The sequence below is a fragment of the Streptomyces sp. NBC_01381 genome (assembly GCF_026340305.1).
GTDB lineage: Bacteria > Actinomycetota > Actinomycetes > Streptomycetales > Streptomycetaceae > Streptomyces.
The window spans coordinates 112,839-132,591 of sequence record NZ_JAPEPI010000005.1 but is presented as its reverse complement, the minus strand read 5'-3'; the positions used below and the strand labels follow the sequence as shown (position 1 = coordinate 132,591).

Here is a 19,753-nt window from a genome sequence, read left to right as displayed (position 1 = left end):
GCAAGATACCTGGGCTGCAAATTGGCAGGGCCGTGTCCTTCGGGTATCCGTGCCGAGAACCCCTAGCTGAGGATGGGGCCCGGGTCCCGAGGGAGGGCGGCAGCCCGCTCTTCCTCCGCAATCCGCTGCTGGTCGCGACGCAGAGCGCCCAATCGGGCTTCGGGAGTGACAGCCTCGCCGAGGGTGATCGCCGCCGCGCGGGTGACCGGGGCGAGGGAGTACCGGATGGGAGAGCGGCTGGACCCGGTCGGCAGGTGCAGGCGGGCGACCCCGGCTGGGAGCTCGGCGCGCCGCGCTCCGTGCCAGCGGATCCAGAGCGCGGGGCGCCCGCGGAGGGCCTCATCGCGGAGCTTGTCCAAAGCGGTGCCGTCCTCCGCGCGGTCGATCTCCACGGCGATCGGAGGGGCGTCCTTGCGAACGAGGCGGAGATCCAGGTAGGCGGTCCAGGGCGGCGACCAGTAGATGAAGCAGCCTCCGGTCTGTCTGCGCGGCGGGTCGATGTAGCGCATCGGCGCCTCCCATCTGCTTCTCCAGCCTGACGCCCTCGCCCACTCCGCAACCGCGCGGGTGATGCGCAGGGTCGCTTCCTTGCCAGATGGTTGACGCGGTTCCAGCGGCCGCGGTGGTAGCCCGCACGGCAGGCCCAGGTCAGGGGGCTGATCGTGTGTGGCTGGTCCGCGGACTAGGACACGGCCCTTATCCGGGCCGTCGAAGGCACCCGCTCACGCCGCTATCCGATGTTCTGGTCCACGTATGGCCAGCTCGGCCCCGCAGCACGTCGCCTGACGACTCAGCACAGCGCGGCCATCATCGAGGGCATGAGCGCGGACGAGCTCCTCTCAAGTCTCATGCAGCGGATCGAAGTGCTGGACCGCCTGCTGGCCGCGCCCCTCACCCGCGACCTGGCTGTTGTCCAGCTCAAGCGCGCTCTGCCCGACCGCTGAGTGCGGCGACGGTCTGCAGGCCACGCCCTGATTCGCTGAGTTTGATTCACGAGGGCGCCCCCCGGGGGGGGCGGAAGGTGCCATTACGGCTCGCCGTGCGCTATGCAATTCCTGTTGATTGGGTTGTTTACCTGAACCCTTAAAAATAGATCGTGCAGGCGTTCATAATCGAGAAAGAAATAGGTCACCTCTTTGCTTCGGAACGGTGTGCGGCCAGACCATATCCCCTACACTCTCGGTACGGGGGACGGGGGTTCAAAATGGGGATCAACCGTCGGTGGAATCCCCTCGTGGGGATCACGGCGTTTCTCTTGTTCTTTCTGATTGCCGGAGTGCCGCTCGCAGTGAGCGATGCCGCCGGCTCCGATGAATCGCACCGTGCGCTGATCGTTGAGGCGCGCTCGGATGCGGACCGGCGAGAGCAGGCGACGAAATCAGTGGATGAGTGGCATGGCGGTGTCGAGCGCGCCTTGGTCCTGGTGACGGACGGCAACAAGACCGGCTGCGGCACCGCCGACGAGTACTGCGACGTGCTCAAGGATCGCAAGGTGCCCTACACCGTGCTGGGCGTGGGCAACCTCGGGACGAAGGACGTGGTGGACGGCGTCTTCGGCCCCAATGCCACCGTCGAGCAGCAGGATCAGCTGCTCCGCGTGACGTCGGAACGGACGCACGGCTTCAGCCTCGGTATGGGCATCTTCATCGCCGTACTGCTGGCCGCCGCGTGCGCCGCGGTCGCCGACCGAGTGTGGTCCTGGTCCCGGCCTAAGGACTCCAGAGACAGATCCAAGCACGGCAACAGCACTCGGGGCCCCGCCGGGAACAGCAAGAAGCCCCACGCCACGGAGCGGACCCGCCAGCCCGAGCAACGGCCGGCCCAGGCGCCAGGGCCGGGGCCGAACCACAAGCCCCCGCCGCTCGCCCCGTCCTCGTCCCGCCCGGCCCGCACCCCGGGCGACTTCACCGCCGTATACACACGGCACCGCAACGTGGGGTGGTCCCGCACCCACGTCGACGCCACGGGCGGCTACGCCGAGTTCGGCGACTTGGTCGTGTGGGTCGTCCTGAGTTCGCGGCAGCCCGGCTGCCTCGCCCCGGGAAGCGCGGTGCAGGTCATCGCGGATGGAGGGCTCGAGACCGGTCTGACCGTCACCGCCCTGCCAGGGCACGACGGTGCCGGCTCACCGCACGCCGACGGTGCACCGCACCGGACGGCAACGTCAGAAGGGGAGATATCCGCATGACCGACCCCAGCGCCCTGCGGGACGCACTGCCGGCGCAGGCGCCGCGGGGGCGCCTGCCCATCACCCTGGTGCTCGACTCCTCCCAGTCGATGGAGACGAGCGGCCGTATCGACGAACTCAACACGGCGCTGCAGTCCTGGCGCACCGAACTCCTCGGCAACGACCACCTGGCCAGCATCGGCGAAGTGGCCCTGGTCTCCTTCGGGTTCAACTATGTCCAGGTCCTCGACGCGTCGAGTCGAGTCAACGGGCGGCCGGAACAGCCGTATGTCGCCGTCCGGGACTTCCATCCTCCAACCCTGCGCGCCGCAGGCGTGACGCCCATGGTCGCCGCCCTGCAGACCGCCCTCGACCTGGTCGCGGCACGCCGTCTGCAATTGCGGGACAGTGGCACGCCGTTGAAGAACCGGCCGCTGATCTACCTGATCACGGACGGAGTCCCCACCGACGACCGGGGACTGCCGAGCGACTCCTGGCGGGACTTCGCACCAGTCCTCCGGGAGCAGGAGAAGGGGCGACAGATCCTGTTCTTCGCTCTCGGTGTCTCGGGCGCGGACATGGACGTCCTGCGCGAGCTCGCGCCCAACTCCGCGTACGACCTGGCCGACCTGCCGCTGGCCCAGGTCCTCAACTTTGTGTCGACGAGCACCGAACGCCTCAGCAGCGCCTCCCGGGAACAGCCCGCGGAGGACCAATACCGCGGCGTGCGGGACCAGCAGGAACGCTCGGAACGTATCCGGGAATGGCTCGAGAAGAATGTCTGACGGGCGGCAGGTCGCGGCCGGCGGGTGGCGCGTGATCCCCGCCTCGGTCACCGGGCCCGGACACGGGCGCCTCGGTCTGGTGAACCAGGACCGCTGTGAGCACCAGCCGCTGGGCGGCGGCGGTCATCTGTTCGCGGTGGCCGACGGGGCCGGGTCGCGCTCGCGTTCCCAGCACGGAGCCGACCTGGCCGTCTCGGCGGCCTGTGCCGCGGCCGAGCAATGCTTCGCGTCCGGCGGTCCGCCGCCGGATCCCGACCTGTGGACGCGGGCGGCGCACGAGTTCGGACAGGAGTGCCTGCGAATCTTCGACCGCCTCCTGGACAACCAGGTGGCCGAGCTCTATCCGACGGGCGCGGCGGTGGCCCACACCGACCCGACACCGTACGGGCCGGGCACCGAGGGCGGTCGGACCGACTTCGCCACCACCCTCCTGGCCGTGGCTGCCTTCCCGCCCTGGTACGTCTATTTCGGCGTGGGCGACGGTTTCCTGGTGGTGGACCGGCAGCCGGGCGGCGCCTGGCTGACCGTACCGCCGCCGCAGGGCCGCGAGCACGAAGGGGCCACGGTATTCCTCACCTCCCGGCACCGGGACAGCAACCTGATCTGCGGGGTGCTGTGCGACCCGCTAATCCGCGGCCTGGCCGTGTGCACCGACGGTGTGCTGGACGGCATGCTCAAGGAACGTCAGGCCTCTGACGGCACCTGGTCGCTGTCCGCGCCCGCGACCTTCGCCCAGTACTTCGACTACTTCCGCTCCCCGAAGAGCCGCCGAGAGGACCTGCTGGAGCGGCTCGCGTCGGACGACTTCGCGAGCACGTCCGGGGACGACAAGACCATGGTGCTGGCGGTGTACGAGCCATGACCCTATACCTGGCAAGTGGTCGCCCCGTCCAGCTGTCGGGAGAGGAACTCGGCAACGGCAGCGAGGGCACGGTCATCGGCGTGGAGGGCACCCGAGACCTCTGCGCCAAGCTCTACTACGAGCCGCCAGCGGACGGCGGTGCCAAACTCGACGCGCTCATCGCCTCGCCACTCGCCCACCTCCGCGGCGATCACCCCGAGCACCATCACCTGGCCTGGCCGCTGGCCCGCCTGGTGGACGACGACGGTGCCACCCGGGGCATGCTGATCCCCCGGATCGACGGCGTGCAGCTGACCAAGCTCTTCGATCCGGCGCTGCGCGCGAACGCGCTGGCAGAACCGACCTGGCGCACGGCGCTGATCACCGCGTCGCGTACCGGACGGCTGGTGTCCACGCTGCACAACTCCGGCGTGGTGCTGGGCGACTTTAGCCCGGCCAACCTCATGCTGTCCCACTCGGGCCATGTCACCCTCATCGACTGCGACACCGTGCAGTTCCGGGATCCGTCCGGGCATCTCTACCTCTGCCCCAAGATCACCCCAGAGTACGCGCCCCCCGAGGCCCTGGGCCCCTCCGTGCCCGCACTCGACGAGCACCACGACTCGTTCGGCCTCGCCGTGATGATCTGCCAGATCCTGATGGAGGGGCAGCACCCCTACGAGGGCGTGCCCAGCGACGACACCGACCACGACGACATGGAGAGCAACATACGGCTGCGGCGTAACCGCATCACCCGCCCCGAGCTCCTGAAGCCGATGACGGGCGAGATGCCCACCTCCCTGCTGCCGCCGGCCGCCCTCGAGCTCGCCCGGCAGTGCTTCGAGGACGGTCACGACGACCCCGCCCGGCGGCCGAGCCCCGAGGACTGGTTCCGCGTACTCGACCGGTGCGGTTTCGAACTGATGGGGTGCCGCTTCAACCCGCGCCACCTGTACCACCGTTCGCTGTCCTCCTGCGTCTGGTGCTCCCGCATCGCGCAGGGCGCCGGCGAGTCCTACCCGACGGAGTCGGTCCCGGCGGCCACGGTAGGTCCGGACCCGTGGGGACCGCCGCACGCGACGGCAGACCAGGGCAGTGGTGCCGCGGGCGGGCCCTACGCGGCGGCGGGGGCGGGCGCTCCCCAGACGCCCGCGGGGCCCCAGGCGTCCGGCGACCCCCAGGGCCGATCCGACGCGCCGGGCCCAGTGTCCAACTCGGACGGCGGCAAGAACGTCCTCACCACCGTCGGCCTGATCATCCTCTTCATCATCATCCTCGTGGTGCTCCTGTGAACGGGCGGGAGGCGGGCCGGTACGTCCGGGTCGCCGCACTACACCCGGGCTGCCGCACCCTGGGCCCCGGCCGCCGGTGCGTGGTGTGGGTGCAGGGCTGCCCGCTCGACTGCGCTGGCTGTGTCACCCCGGAGTGGATCCCGGCCGCCGGCGGCACCGAGGTCGCGGTGTCCGAGCTGGCCGACCTGATCGCCGACGAGGCCTGGGACGGGCTCACCCTGTCCGGGGGCGAGCCCTTCGCCCAGGCCAGCGCGCTCGCCCAGCTGGTCTCCCTCGTCCGCGCCCAGCGCGACCTGTCGGTGATGAGCTACAGCGGCTGGACCCTGGAACACCTGCGCGCCCACGGGACAGCTGAGCAGCACCGGCTGCTTGACGGTCTCGACATCCTGGTCGACGGCCCGTACGTACGACGCCGCCATGCCGACCTGCGGTGGCGCGGATCAGACAACCAGCGCGTCCACCTCCTCACGCCCCGCCACCTCGACTGGGCGGACCGGCCCGACCACGGAGCTGGCCTGCAGTTCGTGTTCGGCCCGGGCCCGACGGTGCGCTGGATGGGCGTGCCGGCCGTGCCCGGTTTCCGCGAGGCCTTCGTCCATGGACTCGGCCTGGTGCCCGACCGCACGGCGGGCCCGGCCTCCCCACTCCACCCGCACACGGAGGCACTCGGATGAGCGGTTCACCCAAGTTCAGCTTCGGCCGCCTGGGACAGCTCCGGCAAGAACGCCAGGCGCAGCAACGGGCCGAGCGTGAACGCCGTCGCCGGGAACAGGCCGAGCGCCGGGTCGCCCGGGCACTGTCCGTGGCTCGGGCCGCCGCCCAAGAACGCTGCCGAGCGCTCGGCAGACACCGGGCGACGGTGGCGACGTCCGACAGTGTGGACCCCGTAGGGCTGCAGGCCGCCGTGGACGAGATCGCCCAGGTTGAGGCCGAGGTCCAGTCGGCCTCGGACCTGGACGCGCTCGCCGCGACCGCCGCCCGGCTCGACCGTGCCGAGCAGCGGCTGGTCGAACTCGACCTGGCCGCCCTGGAACAGCGGCGCACCGAACTCGCGACCGCCCTCGACGTCCTGCGCGCTCAGCTGCGGCGCAGCGGCCCCGACCGCTCGGCCCGCTTCGACCCCAAGGGGCTGAGCGAGTGCTGCCGGCTGCTGACCGAGCTGGAAACAGCGGCGGCCGGTCCTGCGGACGCGGCGAGCCACGACCTGGCACGCACCGCCCGCCGTACGGTACGCGCCCATCTACGCACCGTGGCCCAGGCGGCCGCAGCGTACGAGCACGCGATGCGGCTGGCCTCCGCCGGCGAGGTCCGGCTGTCCCAGCGGGTGGAGGAGCTGCAGGCCGACGCGTCGACCGCGGGTGTTCTCGTCCCCGGACTGGACGCACTGCGGCGACGGGTCGGCGAACTGAGATCGATCCTGGACGGCGGACGTCCGGTGGAGGCGGCCAAGGCACTGGAGGAGATGGAGCCACAGGTCGACGCGTGCGAGACCGAGGTGGACGACGCCATCGACCGGCTCGCGACACGGCGCGAGATGCTCGGCCTGATCGTGGAGAAGCTCCCGCAGTTCGGGTACACGGCCTTCCCCGAGAGTCTGGTGGAGTCCGGCGCAGGCGGGATCGGTGTCGCGGCCGCCCGGCTCGACGGTGCGGAGGTCTCGGTGATCGTTCACGGTGTGGGAAGCGACGAACGGATCAGCTATCTGGCCGACGAGCAGGTCGAGCTCTCGGATGCGGGACAGATGCTCTCCTCCTCCGACTGCGACGTACTGCAACGCCTCGCGGAGCGCCTCAACGAGGCGGTGCGGAGCGCCGGTTACGAGGTGGACGGCCTGCAGTGGCAGGGCCACACCCAGCCGCCGACCGGAACGCAGGTAGTGGCACCGCGCCCGAGCGGGCGACCTCAGGCACAGAGGTTCCACCGGCCATGAGCGACCACGATGCGCCCCTTGCCGCCCCCTGGCTGGCCCGTATGTTCCTCGAACTGCGCCGGGGCCGGCACCTCGTCCTGCACGGGAACATCGACGACGAAGTGCGCTGGGAACACGCATACGTCCCGCTGCGCGAGGCCCTGGACCGGTTCCTGCGGCTCGCCGGGTTCGAGATCGTGGGGCACTTCGCCCTGGGCGACGGTCTGACGTACGCCGACAAGGAGGCGGAGTCCCGGGCGCGGGAGCTGCTCGGGCCGCCGGACCCGGCCGTACCCGACCCCGCCGCATCCGAACCGTACGGGAGCGGCTCGCCGCAGCCGGGCTCGGGGGCGCCCCCGTCCGGTGACGGCCGCCGCGCCCGGCTGGCCGAGTCGGCGGAGAACCTGCGGCGCAGCCTCCGGTCGGCCGGTACTGCCGAGGTCCGCAGCGCCCGTGACCTGATGGCGACCGCCCATCTCCTGCTCAGCCAGGACCGGGTGCCGTGTGCCCTCGTGGTGCACGCGGCGGATCTGCTGCTGGGGACCGATGCTCCGCAGACCGAGGAGTTGCAGGCGGCGCTGAGCCGCCTGAACATGCTGCTCGGGGCCACGGCCACGGTGCGGGACGGTGTCGCCGAGCCGCTGCACCAGACCCTGATCCTGGTGGCCCGGGACGCGGAGAAACTGCCGCCCTGGCTGCACCACGGGAATCCGCGGACCGCCTCGGTTACGGCGCAGCCGCCCGGAATGGCCGAACGCGTGGCCCTGCTGGGCGAGATACTGCCCGAGTTCGCCGGAGGCGTCGGGCTGTCACCGCAGGACCGTACGCAGATCGCCGGTGAACTTGCCGAGCAGACCGAGGGGATGTCGGTGCTCGACATGCGGTCCCTCGCCGTGACCTCACGAGTCACGGGCAGTTCCGTGCGCTCCGTGCGCGGCCTGATCGCACGGCACCGGTTCGGTATCCAGGAGGACCCCTGGGAGTCGCTGGACATCGAGAAGGTGGCTGAGGCGGAGCAGATCCTCTCCGGACGGGTGATCGGCCAGCCCGCGGCGGTGCGTGCGGTGTGCGACGTCCTGCGCAACGCCAGGTCGGGTCTGGACTTCGTCGCCGACCTGCAGCGCGGCGCGGCCCGCCCCAAGGGCGTGTTCTTCTTCGTCGGCCCCACGGGGGTGGGCAAGACCGAGCTGGCGAAGGCCGTCGCGGAGCTCGTCTTCGGCGACGAAGGCGCGCTACGACGCTTCGACATGAGCGAGTTCGCCCAGGAGCACGCCAGTGAGCGACTCACCGGCTCGCCGCCGGGCTATGTGGGCCACGAGAACGGCGGTGTGCTGACGAACTGGATGTTCGAGCGGCCGTTCAGCGTGCTGCTCTTCGACGAGATCGAGAAGGCGCACGGCAAGGTCCTCGACAAGTTCCTGCAGATCATGGATGACGGGCGACTGACCGACGGGATGGGGCGTACGGCGTACTTCTCGCACACCATCCTGGTGTTCACGTCCAACGTGGGGACCGAGACGTTGCCTTCTCTGCTGCGCGGATTCAGCCAGCAGGAGCCTGGCTACGACCTGATCTGCAAGCACTTCACGGAAGCTGTCGACCGCTTCATGACTCAAGAACTGGGGCGGCCGGAGCTGCTCGGCCGGTTCGGCGGCGGCATCGTGGCCTTCGACATCCTGCGGGCCGAGGTGTCGGCACAGATCGTCCGCAAGTTCCTCGACCAGCTCGGCAGGGCCGCGGCGGCCCGCGGCTACCGCATCGTCTTCGACTACGAGGCGATCGAGACGGCCGTGGTCGGCGACCTTGCGGCTGCCGGTACGGCGCTCGGCGCCCGACGCATCCGCAATCCCCTCCTCGAACAGTGGATCCGCACACCGCTGAACCGCTGGGTCGTAGAGAACCGCCCGCAACCGGGCGCCCGCATCTGGATCCACCGGACACCGACCGGATCCGCCGAACCGTTCGTGGTGGAGGCTGTGCCGTCGAGTGTGGCATAGGCGGAGGAATCCGCAGCTGCCCCGAGGTCTCCCGATCCCGGGGCCTCTCAGACGCCGATGGCCTGCCGCAGGGCGGCCTCGGCAACCGTCTGGCCGAGGCTGCTCGCCATCTCCAGTGCCCACTTCCCCGCGTCCACGAGGCGCTGCCTGACCCCGGATTCGTCGGAGGCCTCAGCCGCCTGCGCCGCCTCACGGACCGCCTGCGTCGAGGCGAGTTCGGCGTCACTGACCGCCGCCTGTTCCATGTTGGCGGCCAGACTGGACAATTGGGCGACCAGCTGCCGGAAGTCGTTGATCTGCTGTCCGGAGTTCTGCTGACTGAAGTGATGGGCTTGTGCCTCGTCCCCGATGGCCCCTGCCGCGACATTGCCCTGGAAGTTGTAGTTTGAGGAATGCTCTTGCCGCTCGTTCATTTGGGCGTTCCCTCCGTGCGCGTGGACTTCGAATTTCGCAAGTTCGCGGCGGTCGGCCTGCAACCGCTCGATGTCCTGCCACAGGCCCCGCTCGGTCTGGTACCGGCGACGGCTCGTCTCCAGGAGCATCTCGATGTTAGACATCTCGAAGGGCAGCGAAGCACGGCCCGCGTACGAGAGGCGGGCCCCGATGTCCGCGCTGTGCGACCAAGACTCCTCCGCGTCCTTGAGGCGGTCCCGACAGGCGTCCCAGCCACGGCGCTCGCGGCTGTTCTCGGCGCGGGCCCAGCCGCGCCAGCCACAGAGGTTGGAGAGCTCCATCTCCATCATCAGCCGCTGACTGTCCGGGCAGCCGTCGGAGATCACGGTGTTCATCCATGCCTCGTAGCGGGACGCGGCGTCCGTGATGCACTCCTCCGCGCGGTCGAAGTGAGACGAACGGGTATGGTCGAAGAAGCTCGCCAGCTGGAACATCATGTCCGCGTAGGCGAGTTGGCGGATCACTTCCTGCGCGAACGGGGCCATCACTGTGTTCTGCGCATCCGAGGTCGTGCTACCGCCCGTGAGTGTCATCGACACCAGCTGGAGCCGCAAGGTCTCGTAACTGCCGCGCACCTCACGGAAGTTCTCGCGCGCCGTCTGGTGGCGGCCCGCGCCCATCGCTATCAGGCCGTTGGAGAAGAGGTAGGCCGCCTCCGCCAGGGCAGCCTTCAGCTCGGCCAGCCACTGCTGTCCCGGCAGGGCGGCAACCTCGGCGAACTGTCCATGCGCCTGCTCGAAGTAGGCCATGGCGCCATGGTGGTCACCGGCCAGCCGACGGTGCTGCGCATGGGCCAGCATGATCTCGCCCTCCACCACGAGAGCCAGCGCGTGGGCCGCGTCCCGCCACTCCTGGAGGTCCGAGCGGTATTCCAGAGTGATCGCCGGACCGGAGCGGGCGAGTTCCCGCTGGGCACGCTCCACCAGCGTGCGGTTGAGACTCACCACGACGTTGTAACTCTCCGTGGCACCCATGGGATCGAGATCGGCGATCTGTTGCTGGGCCTGTTCCAGGAAAAACTGTTCGAGCTTGCCTTCGAGGTCGAAGTAGCCCTGAAAGGCATCGTGACTCAGAGAACCCGCCCGTTCGAATTCCTCGACCTTGATCTCGATCTCATGAAGATCGGTTGAGACGTCCGCCATGATTCCCCCGACGAGAAAGATCCGCTTCCCCTTCCACGGCTTCTTCCCGGGCTTCATTCTAATACCGGGAAGAAATTTTCCGCCGAACAATGCCGAACAAGACAGAGAATTCAAGGAGGGCCGGTCTCATGACGTCATCACCGCCCGGGGGTTCGGACGCAGGGCGGTTGCGAGTTCCGGAATGGTGCGGGCAGGTCGGGTAGTGCCCGGTTGGGGTGGATAGCAGTGTAGGCACGGGCTTCGTGATCATTCTGGTGTCTAACAACGGCTAATACAATGAGCCGAGTTGTCGGTGGGTGATGAGGCAGCAGGCGAGTTTGAAGAATACGTCGTGGATGTCAGCCCGCCGCTCCCAGCGGATGCGCAGGCGGCGGAATCCGTGCAGCCAGGCGAAACTGCGCTCCACGACCCAGCGGTAGATGCCCAGTGTGCCGTGCAGGGTGACGCGGCGGGCGACAGCGGGCAGTGGTTCATGGGTCGGTAGGCCTCGCCGTAGCGGGTGCCGAAGACCTTGATGAGTACCTCGTCGTCCCCAGTCCAGTCTTCGGTGGCGTTGCAGGTGAGAGTCTGCAGTCGTGCGGTGGGCATAGTGGTGTCCTTCGTGCGGTGGCCAGCCGGTGCTTCACCGGTTGGCTGGTGGGTGGGTCCTTGCGATCCCGCTCGTCGGGGCAGAGCCTCCGTCTGTGAGGGGCGTGTCATCCGGCGCGTCCTGAATCATCAGTTGCGGAAAGGCTTTGCGTCCGAACCGCTGCACGACCCTCCGACGCAGAGCGCTCAGCGGACGATCGTGCTGCGTCCGGCCGCGAGTCCGGCGAACGCGATCAGCAGCCACACCGGCCCGACCACGCCCTGGAAGCCGGGCAGTCCGGTCGCCCCGGCGAAGAGCACCACCGCCAGCACCGGCAGCAGGCTCAGCACGCCGATCCAGCGCGATACCGTACGTTCGCGCAGGGCCATCCAGGCGATCGCCCCGGCTGCCACGACCACACCCAGCCAGCCGATGTGGCCTCCGAAGTCATTGAGCATGAAGTAGACGAACAGGCCGTCGTCTCCGAAGGCCTTTCCGTTCAGTCCCTCCGGCAGATAGATGGCCAGCGCTCCCTTCCAGCCGTATCCGTACGTCAGCCCGGCTGCCGAGGCCATGAGCCCGCCGCTGACCACATGTGCCGCGGTACTGCCCGGCACCCGCGTTTCGACCTGCCGGCGCCAGGCCGCCGCCAGCACGAGCAGGAGGGCGACGGTGACGAACCCCGTCACCAGGCCCAGCTGGGCGACACCGCGGGAGACCTCGTCCAGGACGGACGCGTCGACCCGGTCGGTTTCCACGACGCCGTTCCGCGGATCGCCGAACTGCGTGGCGACGAAGCCGAGCAAGCCTGCCGCGACCCCGTAGAGCGGCCACTTGGCCCGCCCGTTGGCGCCGTCGGACTGGGCCACGCCGGCCGTTGCTCCCGGATCCACTGCTGTCATGACCCTCAACTCCCCTGGGTGTGACCGTTGAGCAGCACTGTCCACGCGGCGGTGTCCCGGGCGACAGGGGCGCCAGTCCCTGTCGCCCGGGATATCCGTGCGTCACCATGTCCACATGGGCCGGGGGGACCGAGGGAGCCGACGGGACCGTGCGCTGCGCCATGCCGCGTACTCCGTCGCGGGCGTCGGCGTCGCGAGCTGTGTTGCCACCGTGCCGGCGCACGCGGTGCTGTCCCGGCAGGTGGAGCTCAGTGAGCTGTTCTGGAGCGATCTGGTGGTGGGCACGGTGTGGCCTCTGCTCGGCGCGGCGGTGGCCCGTAGCCAGCCGCGCAATCGGCTGGTCTGGCTGATGATGGCGCCCGCGCTGATCGGCCCGTACCACCTGCTCGCCTACTACGCCGGCTATTCGCAGCTGGTCGCCGAACACTCCCTGCCGGGCTGGCAGTTCGGGGCCTGGCTGGGCTGCTGGGGGTTCGTGGGCTACTACTTCGCGACCCCTCTGGTTCCGCTGCTCTTCCCGTACGGACGGCTCGGCACCCGCCCGCGCCGGATCCTCGCGTGGACCGTCATCGCCGTCGCCACGACCGGCACCCTCGCTGCGATGCTGCGTCCGAGCGCCACCGATCCGGTGCCCGGCCTGGCCAATCCGCTGGGCGTCCGGGGCTGGGAGTGGCTGCACGTGATCATGTACGTGTCCTCCGCCACCTGTATGGCCGCCGGCACCGCCGCAGCCGGCCTTTTCGTCGTGCTGCGGACCCGTGCGGCGCACGGTGTGGAGCGCGCCCAGCTCCAGTGGCTGATGCTCGGCGGTCTCCTGATGGCCCTCGCGCTCACCGGCGTGGGCTTCACCGCCGGGCAACGCCTGCTGACCGACCTGCTGATGGTGGCCGGGTTGCTCGGTCCGCCAGCGGGTATCGCCGTGGCGATGCTGCGCCACCGCCTCTACGACGTCGAGGTGGTACTCGGCCGGGCCATCGTCTTCATCGTGCTGAGCGGACTGGTTCTCGGCGTCTATCTGGCTGTCGTCGCGGGCGTGGGAACCCTTGCGCCCGGTTCACTTGGCGGCACGGCGGCGATAGCCGCGGCCGCGCTCCTTGCTGCGGCCGGGCGCGGGGCGGTCCAATCGGCCGTGGACCGGCTGCTGTTCGGACACCGCCACGATCCCTACGCAGTGATGGCTCGCGTCGGCCGCCACCTGGCCCCCGCCTCGGAACCGGCCGAGGCCATGCGACTCCTCGTCGACGAGCTCCGCCGCGCCCTGCGCCTGCCATACGCGGCATTCACCGGACCTGCCGTGACGGCGACCTCCGGCACACCGGTTCCCGGTGCGGGCTGGCGGACCGTGCCCTGCCTGGCGCTCGGCCGTCAGGTCGGCGAACTCCACCTGGGACGGCGGCGTGCGGCCGAGCCCTGGACCGCGCAGCAGCGGGCCGCGGCCGAGGAGGTCGCTGCGCGGGCCGCGACCCTCGCGTACGCAGCCGGGCTCGTCGAGAACGTAGCCCGCAGCCGGGCCCACATCGTCGCCGTCCGGGAAGAGGAACGCCGCCGGCTTCGTGCCGACCTGCACGACGGTGTCGGCCCCTCCCTGGCCGGTACCGCCCACCAGTTGGACTCCCTGGCCCGCAGGACCACTGACCCCGGGCTCGCGGACGCCATCAGGGCGGTACGGGACCGGCTGCGCACTACAGTCGGCGATCTGCGCACCGTCGTGAACGGCCTGCGCCCCGCCGTGCTGGACCAGCTTGGTCTCTCCGGCGCACTGCGCGAACTACTCGCCGGCTACGACGTTCCCGCATGCCGCTGCTCGGTCAGCACCGCCTGTGCCAAACTCCCTGCCGCCGTCGAAGTAGCGGCGTACGCGATAGCGGCCGAAGCGGTGGGCAACGCCCTCAAACACAGCGCATCGGGCCGCCTCACCCTCACCGCCCACGTCACCGCCGGGTTTCTCGTTCTGACCGTCGAGGACAACGGCTGCGGCATTCCTTCACGCCACCGCGCGGGTGTGGGCCTGCGCAGCATGAGCGAACGCGCGGCGGAGGTCGGTGGCCATCTGGCAATCACCCCGGCCCCGGGCGGCGGCACCTCGGTGCAAGCCAGGGTGCCGCTTCCCCTGGAGGAGATACGTGCCACTGCCTGACCGACCCGCGAGCGCCCCTTGGTGGACGCCGATACAGGAGGGGCGAGATGAGCGAGCCGCAACCTGTGACCGTCCTCATCGTCGACGACCACCCCATCTTCCGGGCCGGGATGGCCACCGTACTCGGCGACCTGCCCGGCATCACCGTCGTCGGGGAGGCCGCCGACGGAGCCGAAGCCATTGCCGCCACCGCACGGCTGCTGCCGCACATCGTGCTCATGGATCTGCGCATGCCCGGGGTCGGCGGTCTCGAGGCGACCGCCCGGATCACCACCGTCCATCCCGAGGCCGCGGTCGTCGTCCTCACCATGGACGAGGACGACGACTCGGTCTTCGCAGCGCTGCGCGCAGGGGCCTGCGGCTACCTGCTGAAGGAGGCCGACGGCGCGGACATACACCGGGCCCTGCTGGGCGCCGCACGCGGCGAGGCCGTCTTCGGTCCGCGCATCGCCCAGCGGGTGCTCGCTCATTTCGCCTCGCCGCACGCGGCCCGGGACACGCTGCCTTTCCCCCACCTCACGGACCGGGAGCGGCAGGTCCTCGACCTGCTCTCACACGGCCTGGACAACGCCTCCATCGCCCGCCGCCTCTCCCTCTCCGAAAAGACGGTGCGCAACCGGGTCAGCGACGTCCTGGCCAAACTCCGCGCCCGCACCCGCGCGGAAGCGGTGGCCCTGGCCCGGGACGCAGGCCTCGGCCTGCCTTGAGGTCACAACAGGTCGGAAGTGCACGCATACGGCAACGCTGAGGGAACCGAAGATCTGCAACCCACCAGACACAGATTGAGAACAGTCTCAGCAGTCCGCAGCCTCCCATGTCAGAACAGCCGAACTACCGCGACACGAATAGGAACTCACAGGCCTCACACGCCACCGTGAAAATGCCGTTGCCCCGGCAACACTTGTTGCCCTGTTACAACGGAAGGGCACGGTTCGAACTGGTCCATCCGGAACTGTGCATCGAACCCAGTGACGCCCCTCTGCCCCCCCCTAGCTCATGAGCGTCCGTGGAACCGCCATCGCCTAGGCCCAGAGACATTCTCACCAGATCTGCGGCAGTCTCATCCAACCTGCAGGACCACAGTTCAGACCCCCTCTTCTCCCCCACAAAGCCTCTCAAGACCGTCTCAGCACGCCTGCGAGACAAAAGGTCAGCGACGTGCGACTACCTCAACATTGATGAGACCTCACAGAGCTATTCGAGAGTGGCCCGGAGTCACCTCACCGGCGTTCACCCTTCATTTCCGGGCCCTTGAATGTCCTTCCCGCTCGGATCACGGTCCGGACGTCGAGCAGTCTCTCCAGCTCCTGCAGGGGATTGCCGGGCACTGCGATGAGGTCGGCGTCGTAGCCGACGGCGATCCTCCCCTTGCGTTCGGCCAGCCCACACGCCTGTGCGGCGAGGGATGTAACCGAAGCCAGCGCCTCGGTGCTGGTGAAGCCGAGGGAGCCGAAGTGGATGACGCCGTACGGGAGCACACCGTGGGGCTTGCGGGGGCCGGCTCCGGCATCAGAACTGCAGACCAGCCGCGCTCCCTCGCGATGCATCCGCGCGAAATTCTCGGCGCGCTGCGCCACGCGCTCGGCCATGTGCGGTGCGACCATCGCGCCCGTCGGCAGCCAGGCCTCGGTGGCGCCGATGAAGATGCCGGCCTCCACCACGGCCGCGACGATCTTCCAGTCAGGCTCGACACCGTCCTCGGTGAAGAACGAGGCATGCTCGAGGCCGTCGACGCCGGCCGCGACGGCATCGGCCATGCCCTGTCGGCCGTGCGCATGGGCGGTGACCGGCTTGCCGTGTGCATGGGCGGCCCGGGTCACCGCGGCCAGTTCGTCACGTGAGTACTGCGACTGGTGCGGTCCCCATCCAGGAGTGGTTACACCGCCGGTTGCCATGACCTTGACCACGTCGACGTCGCGGGCGATGCGCTCCTCGACTGCGGCTTCCAGGGCGGCGATGCCGTCGGCTTCACCGCCAAGGAACCAGCAATGTCCGCGAGTTCGTGTGATGGGCGGCCCGGCGGCGACGATCTCCGGGCCCGTCTTCGTTCCTGCCGCGTAGCGGTCCCGGAGCGATGCAGCGAGAAAGTGACGGTCGCCGAGGTCTCGCACGGTCGTGACGCCCGCGTCCAGTTGCTGCCCGGCGTGGGCGCGCATACGTGACAGGGTGACCTGGTCGTCCTCGTCCGCCATCGTCTGCTTCGACCGGTCGTCGGGGTCGAAGGCGAGGTGTACGTGGGAGTCGATGAGCCCGGGCAGCAGTGTGGCATCACCGAGATCCGCAACGGGCAGATCCGCGGAGGGGGTCGCGCCTGTCATATCGACACCGGCGATGCGTGAATCCTCGATGAGCACCAGCGGGCGCCCCGCTCGCAGCGCATGTCCGTCGAACAGCCGCGCAGCGCGGACCGCCCAGGTTCTCTGGCCCGGTATGTATTGTTGTGCGCCGCTGGAAACCATCCGGATGTGTCCCTTCATTAAGTAGCCGCTAGCTGAAGCGACCGTTTACCGATGCTGCGACCACCGGTGAATGTGTGAAGGCCCGCGCGATCCGTGACAGCCAAACAGTCTCGCTGGCCAGATCGTCGCCACCATAGAGTTCGGAGGAAACGGGATGGTCGCTGCTGGTGCTTGAATTGATTGGAACGGAGCTTCCGTCCAGTTTGGCCTTGAGCGCCACCTTCAGCTGGGCTGCTTCAACCACGGCCCGTAGCTCATTGCCAACTAATCCGGCTTCTCTGCCCAGTTCGGCTGCCCGCACGGCGGTCTCAGGATTCATGTAGGGGCGCAGTGCGATCTGTCCGTCGCGGATCTCGATGGCCCGACGGTACAAGCGATAGTTCAGATTGGGCAGGGTCGAAGTTGGGGGATGCAGAACGATCTCGGGTAGTTCTTGATGCATCGCGAGCCATAAAGGCGCAAGGCTGCGGTAGGCGCGGTAATTGTTCCACCAGGTATACAGGGCCGAAAGGCGAGGGCCCCAGGAAGGCATGGTGAGACCACCGACTATGAGCGGCATGCCGATTCCTGCACCTAGCACGGTCAACACTTCCCACTCCAGTGGGCGGAGATCGAATTGTACGCTGACGGTGGCCGAGGCTCGGTTTACAAAGTTGATCGAATAGATCAGTGCACCCGCAGCGGTGAGGCGTAAGCCGCGGCGCAGCCATGGTTCCCCCGCGACTTTGGCGTATCTCCAGCACAGGCGAGCGATCTCGAAAAGTGCTACCAGCAAGGCTCCTACGTAGAGGAGCGAGTATGCGGCTACCACGGGCCGGTGAATGTTCTGCAGAAGATAGTGCGTTGAGCGCCCTGACGCCTGGGAAGAGGCCACGATCCACAGCGACAGCATGGTCACCATCATGATCACGGCGATGGAAATTCGCCACTTGGCTTTCGGCCATGCCCGTTCGGGTTCGTGTGCCCAGAACAGGAGCACGAGGAGTACTGCGGTGCTGAAGACCACACCGCCGAGGAGGTGTATGGCCAGTGCTGCTATGTCAGATATGCCTGACTGCCGGTCGACGGCCCGAGCTATTTCGGGGGTTGCGAGCGCGAAGGCCGTGCCCTTTAAGGCGAAAGCGGCCAATAGTGCGAGCAGCGCTGGGTCGCGCCGCCCCGGTTTCAGGCCGCGGCATTTGTAGAAGAACGCCGCCCAGCATAAGGCGGCGAGCAGAGGGAAGACGATGCTCTTGGCTCCGGTCACAGCAGCTCCAAAGGCAGGTAGGTTGGAACCGGGTTGCCTTCATGATGCTCTGGTCGGGGAGTTCTTCAGTGAGCGCTCAATCCGTGCGGCGGTCCCGACGGCCCCGGGGGGTACTGTCCAGGTGCGTTCGGGCGGGCAGCGATCGGCTCGCCCAAGGATCAGCGAGGCCGTGATCTCGGCCTCTTCCTCCTGTACATCGGAGTAGGTGGTACGGCGGAATATATCGCGCAGCAGCTCTGGACCGAGGCCTGGGAACAGCTGGTTCATGGTGGCCTCGTCGAGTTCGCCGGTGCCGCGATGGCAGCAAATCATGTGTGCCAGTTCGTGGGCGATGATGTGCTCCTGGTGAAGTTTGCTGGTGTTGGCCTCGTAAACGATGTAGTCGGCATTGTTGGCGGCTATCCACAGTCCGCAGGGATCGGGCGCCTGCATTGCCGCGGGGATGAGATGGATCGGGCGCCCCCGTTGCCGACCGAGGTGTTCGCACAGCATCCGGATGTCAGGCGTCTCTGGAAGCTCCAGGCTCGCCAGTCTTTTCCGGCAGATCTCCAGCAGCTGTGCCGACCGTTTACGCTGTGCCTGGTGAACATGTCTGGAGGATTTAGCCATGGTCTACCGCCACTCGCTCCCTTACTGATTTCATGATGGAAGATCGTCGGGGCGCATATGGGATGCGTTATCGGATTCGTGGGTGGCGCTCATGACGGTGTACCAGCAAGCGCCGCACCCTTCTGATGGTCTCGTCGGCTTCTGGTGTAGGACGATTCAGCCCTGCCGGAGCCCGTTCGGCACCCTGGAGAATCAGTGAGGCGATCATTTCTGCCTCTTTTTCTTCCGGGGTGCTGTAGTGGGTGCGCTGCAGAATTCTTTCGACCATGTTCGGGTTCAGGGTTGGCATGAGCAGGCGTGACGTCTCGTCGGTCATAACTGCCGCAGTGGTGTGGCCGCACAGAAGATGGCCGAGCTCATGGACGATGATGTGTTCCTGGTGGAATGGACTGGCCTGTTTCTCATAGAAGATGTAGTAATTGGTGGCCGTGGACACCCACAGCCCGCAAGGGCTGCCTGCGGGCATCGCGAGAGCCTTCAATTGGATTGGGCGGCCCTGCTGTTGCGCGATGTTTTGGCACAGAGCATGCACGTCGAACGGGCTCGGTATATCCAGGCTGCGGATGAGAGCCTTGCACCGGCGGTGCAAGCCATACAGGCTCACGCATCCTCCCCATTTCTCTCATCGGGCGCCGTGTCGCCAGATGAGGGTGATCGCTTCCTGTCTTGTGTTTCCCTGTTTGTGAGACAGCGATCTGGCGCGTCCTGGGGCAGCCCCTCCAGTTCGCGGACTCGCTCGATCACTTCGCTGATCGAGTGCAAACTCTTGGATGACAGGCCGGCTGCTCGTAATGCGACGCTCTGCACGCCTGTGTCCTTCAGTGCGACGAGCAGCCCCAGGTCTGCGCTGACGTCCGCTGCCACCTGCTCATCGAAGAAATACGCCGCAGGCACTCCGAAAAAGTCCGCTATCCCCTGCAAATGCCGCATTGTAGGGTTGTCCCGCTGGCCTTTGCGTAGCAGCCAGACATAGCTGCTGGAGATCGATACTCCGCTTGCCGTGATGGCCTGGGCTACTTCCTCTGTGCCGTACGGCCCGCGTCCGGGTGGGACGACTGTCCGGAACAAGTGCTCGAGCTTGCTGGCCAGCGTGTGCCCCGCCGGACCGTGTTCGCTGTCCATAGCCGTCTCCGTTCTGGCCTGTGAGCTGCGCTCCGGTGCGACGGGCAACCGCGGTGACGCTTGCATCAGTTGACGGCGCGCATACGCCGGCAGTGGTGTCCGTCACCGCCAGTCACTCAACTAG

General features: G+C 68.1%; 18 protein-coding genes and 1 pseudogene. 10 read left to right on the top strand and 9 right to left on the bottom strand.

Features of this window, described 5'->3' with window-relative positions; translation table 11 throughout:
* Positions 1-62: 62 nt before the first annotated feature.
* Positions 63-509, bottom strand: a complete 447-nt coding sequence (locus OG453_RS44070; RefSeq protein WP_266874456.1) for a hypothetical protein — start codon at positions 507-509, stop codon at positions 63-65.
* Positions 510-818: 309 nt separating this feature from the next.
* Between OG453_RS44070 and OG453_RS44065 the strand changes: the two genes are divergently transcribed.
* The 8 genes from OG453_RS44065 to OG453_RS44030 all read left to right on the top strand — a co-directional run bounded on the left by OG453_RS44065 (position 819) and on the right by OG453_RS44030 (position 8,991).
* The gene (locus tag OG453_RS44065; RefSeq protein ID WP_266874455.1) at positions 819-944 is read left to right on the top strand and encodes a hypothetical protein; all 126 of its coding nucleotides are present in this window, start codon (positions 819-821) and stop codon (positions 942-944) included.
* Between the two features lie 437 nt (positions 945-1,381).
* A complete protein-coding gene (locus tag OG453_RS44060) occupies positions 1,382-2,188 on the top strand; it encodes a hypothetical protein (RefSeq protein ID WP_266874454.1) in 807 nt (268 codons plus the stop codon).
* Positions 2,185-2,952, top strand: a complete 768-nt coding sequence (locus tag OG453_RS44055) for a VWA domain-containing protein (protein WP_266874453.1) — start codon at positions 2,185-2,187, stop codon at positions 2,950-2,952. The genes OG453_RS44060 and OG453_RS44055 overlap by 4 nt, the downstream gene beginning before the upstream one ends.
* A complete protein-coding gene (locus OG453_RS44050; protein WP_266874452.1) occupies positions 2,945-3,814 on the top strand; it encodes a protein phosphatase 2C domain-containing protein in 870 nt (289 codons plus the stop codon). The genes OG453_RS44055 and OG453_RS44050 overlap by 8 nt, the downstream gene beginning before the upstream one ends.
* Complete coding sequence (locus OG453_RS44045) at positions 3,811-5,085, top strand: hypothetical protein (protein WP_266874451.1); 1,275 nt, start codon at positions 3,811-3,813, stop codon at positions 5,083-5,085. The genes OG453_RS44050 and OG453_RS44045 overlap by 4 nt, the downstream gene beginning before the upstream one ends.
* A complete protein-coding gene (locus OG453_RS44040; protein WP_266874450.1) occupies positions 5,082-5,759 on the top strand; it encodes a 4Fe-4S single cluster domain-containing protein in 678 nt (225 codons plus the stop codon). The genes OG453_RS44045 and OG453_RS44040 overlap by 4 nt, the downstream gene beginning before the upstream one ends.
* Positions 5,756-7,015 carry a hypothetical protein gene (locus OG453_RS44035; protein ID WP_266874449.1) on the top strand — a complete coding sequence of 420 codons (1,260 nt, stop codon included), beginning with the start codon at positions 5,756-5,758 and terminating at the stop codon, positions 7,013-7,015. The genes OG453_RS44040 and OG453_RS44035 overlap by 4 nt, the downstream gene beginning before the upstream one ends.
* Positions 7,012-8,991, top strand: a complete 1,980-nt coding sequence (locus tag OG453_RS44030) for an AAA family ATPase (protein WP_266874448.1) — start codon at positions 7,012-7,014, stop codon at positions 8,989-8,991. The genes OG453_RS44035 and OG453_RS44030 overlap by 4 nt, the downstream gene beginning before the upstream one ends.
* A 47-nt stretch (positions 8,992-9,038) precedes the next feature.
* Here the strand turns inward: OG453_RS44030 and OG453_RS44025 are convergent, their stop codons facing one another.
* From OG453_RS44025 to OG453_RS44015, 3 genes and pseudogenes are all read right to left on the bottom strand, one after another.
* Positions 9,039-10,700, bottom strand: coding sequence for a hypothetical protein (locus OG453_RS44025; RefSeq protein WP_266874447.1), 1,662 nt, complete (start codon positions 10,698-10,700; stop codon positions 9,039-9,041).
* A gap of 154 nt (positions 10,701-10,854) precedes the next feature.
* Positions 10,855-11,148, bottom strand: a pseudogene (locus tag OG453_RS44020) (transposase); the annotation flags it as partial.
* Between the two features lie 212 nt (positions 11,149-11,360).
* Positions 11,361-12,056, bottom strand: coding sequence for a hypothetical protein (locus tag OG453_RS44015; RefSeq protein ID WP_266874446.1), 696 nt, complete (start codon positions 12,054-12,056; stop codon positions 11,361-11,363).
* 115 nt (positions 12,057-12,171) lie between these two features.
* On the opposite strand from OG453_RS44015, the gene OG453_RS44010 reads away from it, so the two are divergent.
* Positions 12,172-14,193 (top strand): sensor histidine kinase, encoded by a 2,022-nt coding sequence (locus OG453_RS44010; RefSeq protein ID WP_266874445.1) that lies wholly within the window; start codon positions 12,172-12,174, stop codon positions 14,191-14,193.
* 47 nt (positions 14,194-14,240) lie between these two features.
* On the top strand, positions 14,241-14,900 hold the full coding sequence (locus OG453_RS44005) for a response regulator transcription factor (RefSeq protein WP_266874444.1): 660 nt from the start codon (positions 14,241-14,243) through the stop codon (positions 14,898-14,900).
* Between the two features lie 513 nt (positions 14,901-15,413).
* On the opposite strand, the gene OG453_RS44000 is transcribed toward OG453_RS44005, so the two are convergent.
* The 5 genes from OG453_RS44000 to OG453_RS43980 form a co-directional block, all read right to left on the bottom strand.
* Positions 15,414-16,511, bottom strand: coding sequence for an amidohydrolase family protein (locus tag OG453_RS44000; RefSeq protein ID WP_266874443.1), 1,098 nt, complete (start codon positions 16,509-16,511; stop codon positions 15,414-15,416).
* A 169-nt stretch (positions 16,512-16,680) separates the two neighbouring features.
* The gene (locus OG453_RS43995) at positions 16,681-17,898 is read right to left on the bottom strand and encodes an MAB_1171c family putative transporter (protein ID WP_266874442.1); all 1,218 of its coding nucleotides are present in this window, start codon (positions 17,896-17,898) and stop codon (positions 16,681-16,683) included.
* 39 nt (positions 17,899-17,937) lie between these two features.
* Complete coding sequence (locus OG453_RS43990; RefSeq protein ID WP_266874441.1) at positions 17,938-18,507, bottom strand: ImmA/IrrE family metallo-endopeptidase; 570 nt, start codon at positions 18,505-18,507, stop codon at positions 17,938-17,940.
* Positions 18,508-18,574: 67 nt separating this feature from the next.
* The gene (locus tag OG453_RS43985) at positions 18,575-19,111 is read right to left on the bottom strand and encodes an ImmA/IrrE family metallo-endopeptidase (protein WP_266874440.1); all 537 of its coding nucleotides are present in this window, start codon (positions 19,109-19,111) and stop codon (positions 18,575-18,577) included.
* Positions 19,108-19,629, bottom strand: a complete 522-nt coding sequence (locus OG453_RS43980; RefSeq protein WP_266874439.1) for a helix-turn-helix domain-containing protein — start codon at positions 19,627-19,629, stop codon at positions 19,108-19,110. Before OG453_RS43980 ends, OG453_RS43985 begins: the two co-directional genes overlap by 4 nt.
* Positions 19,630-19,753: the final 124 nt, after the last annotated feature.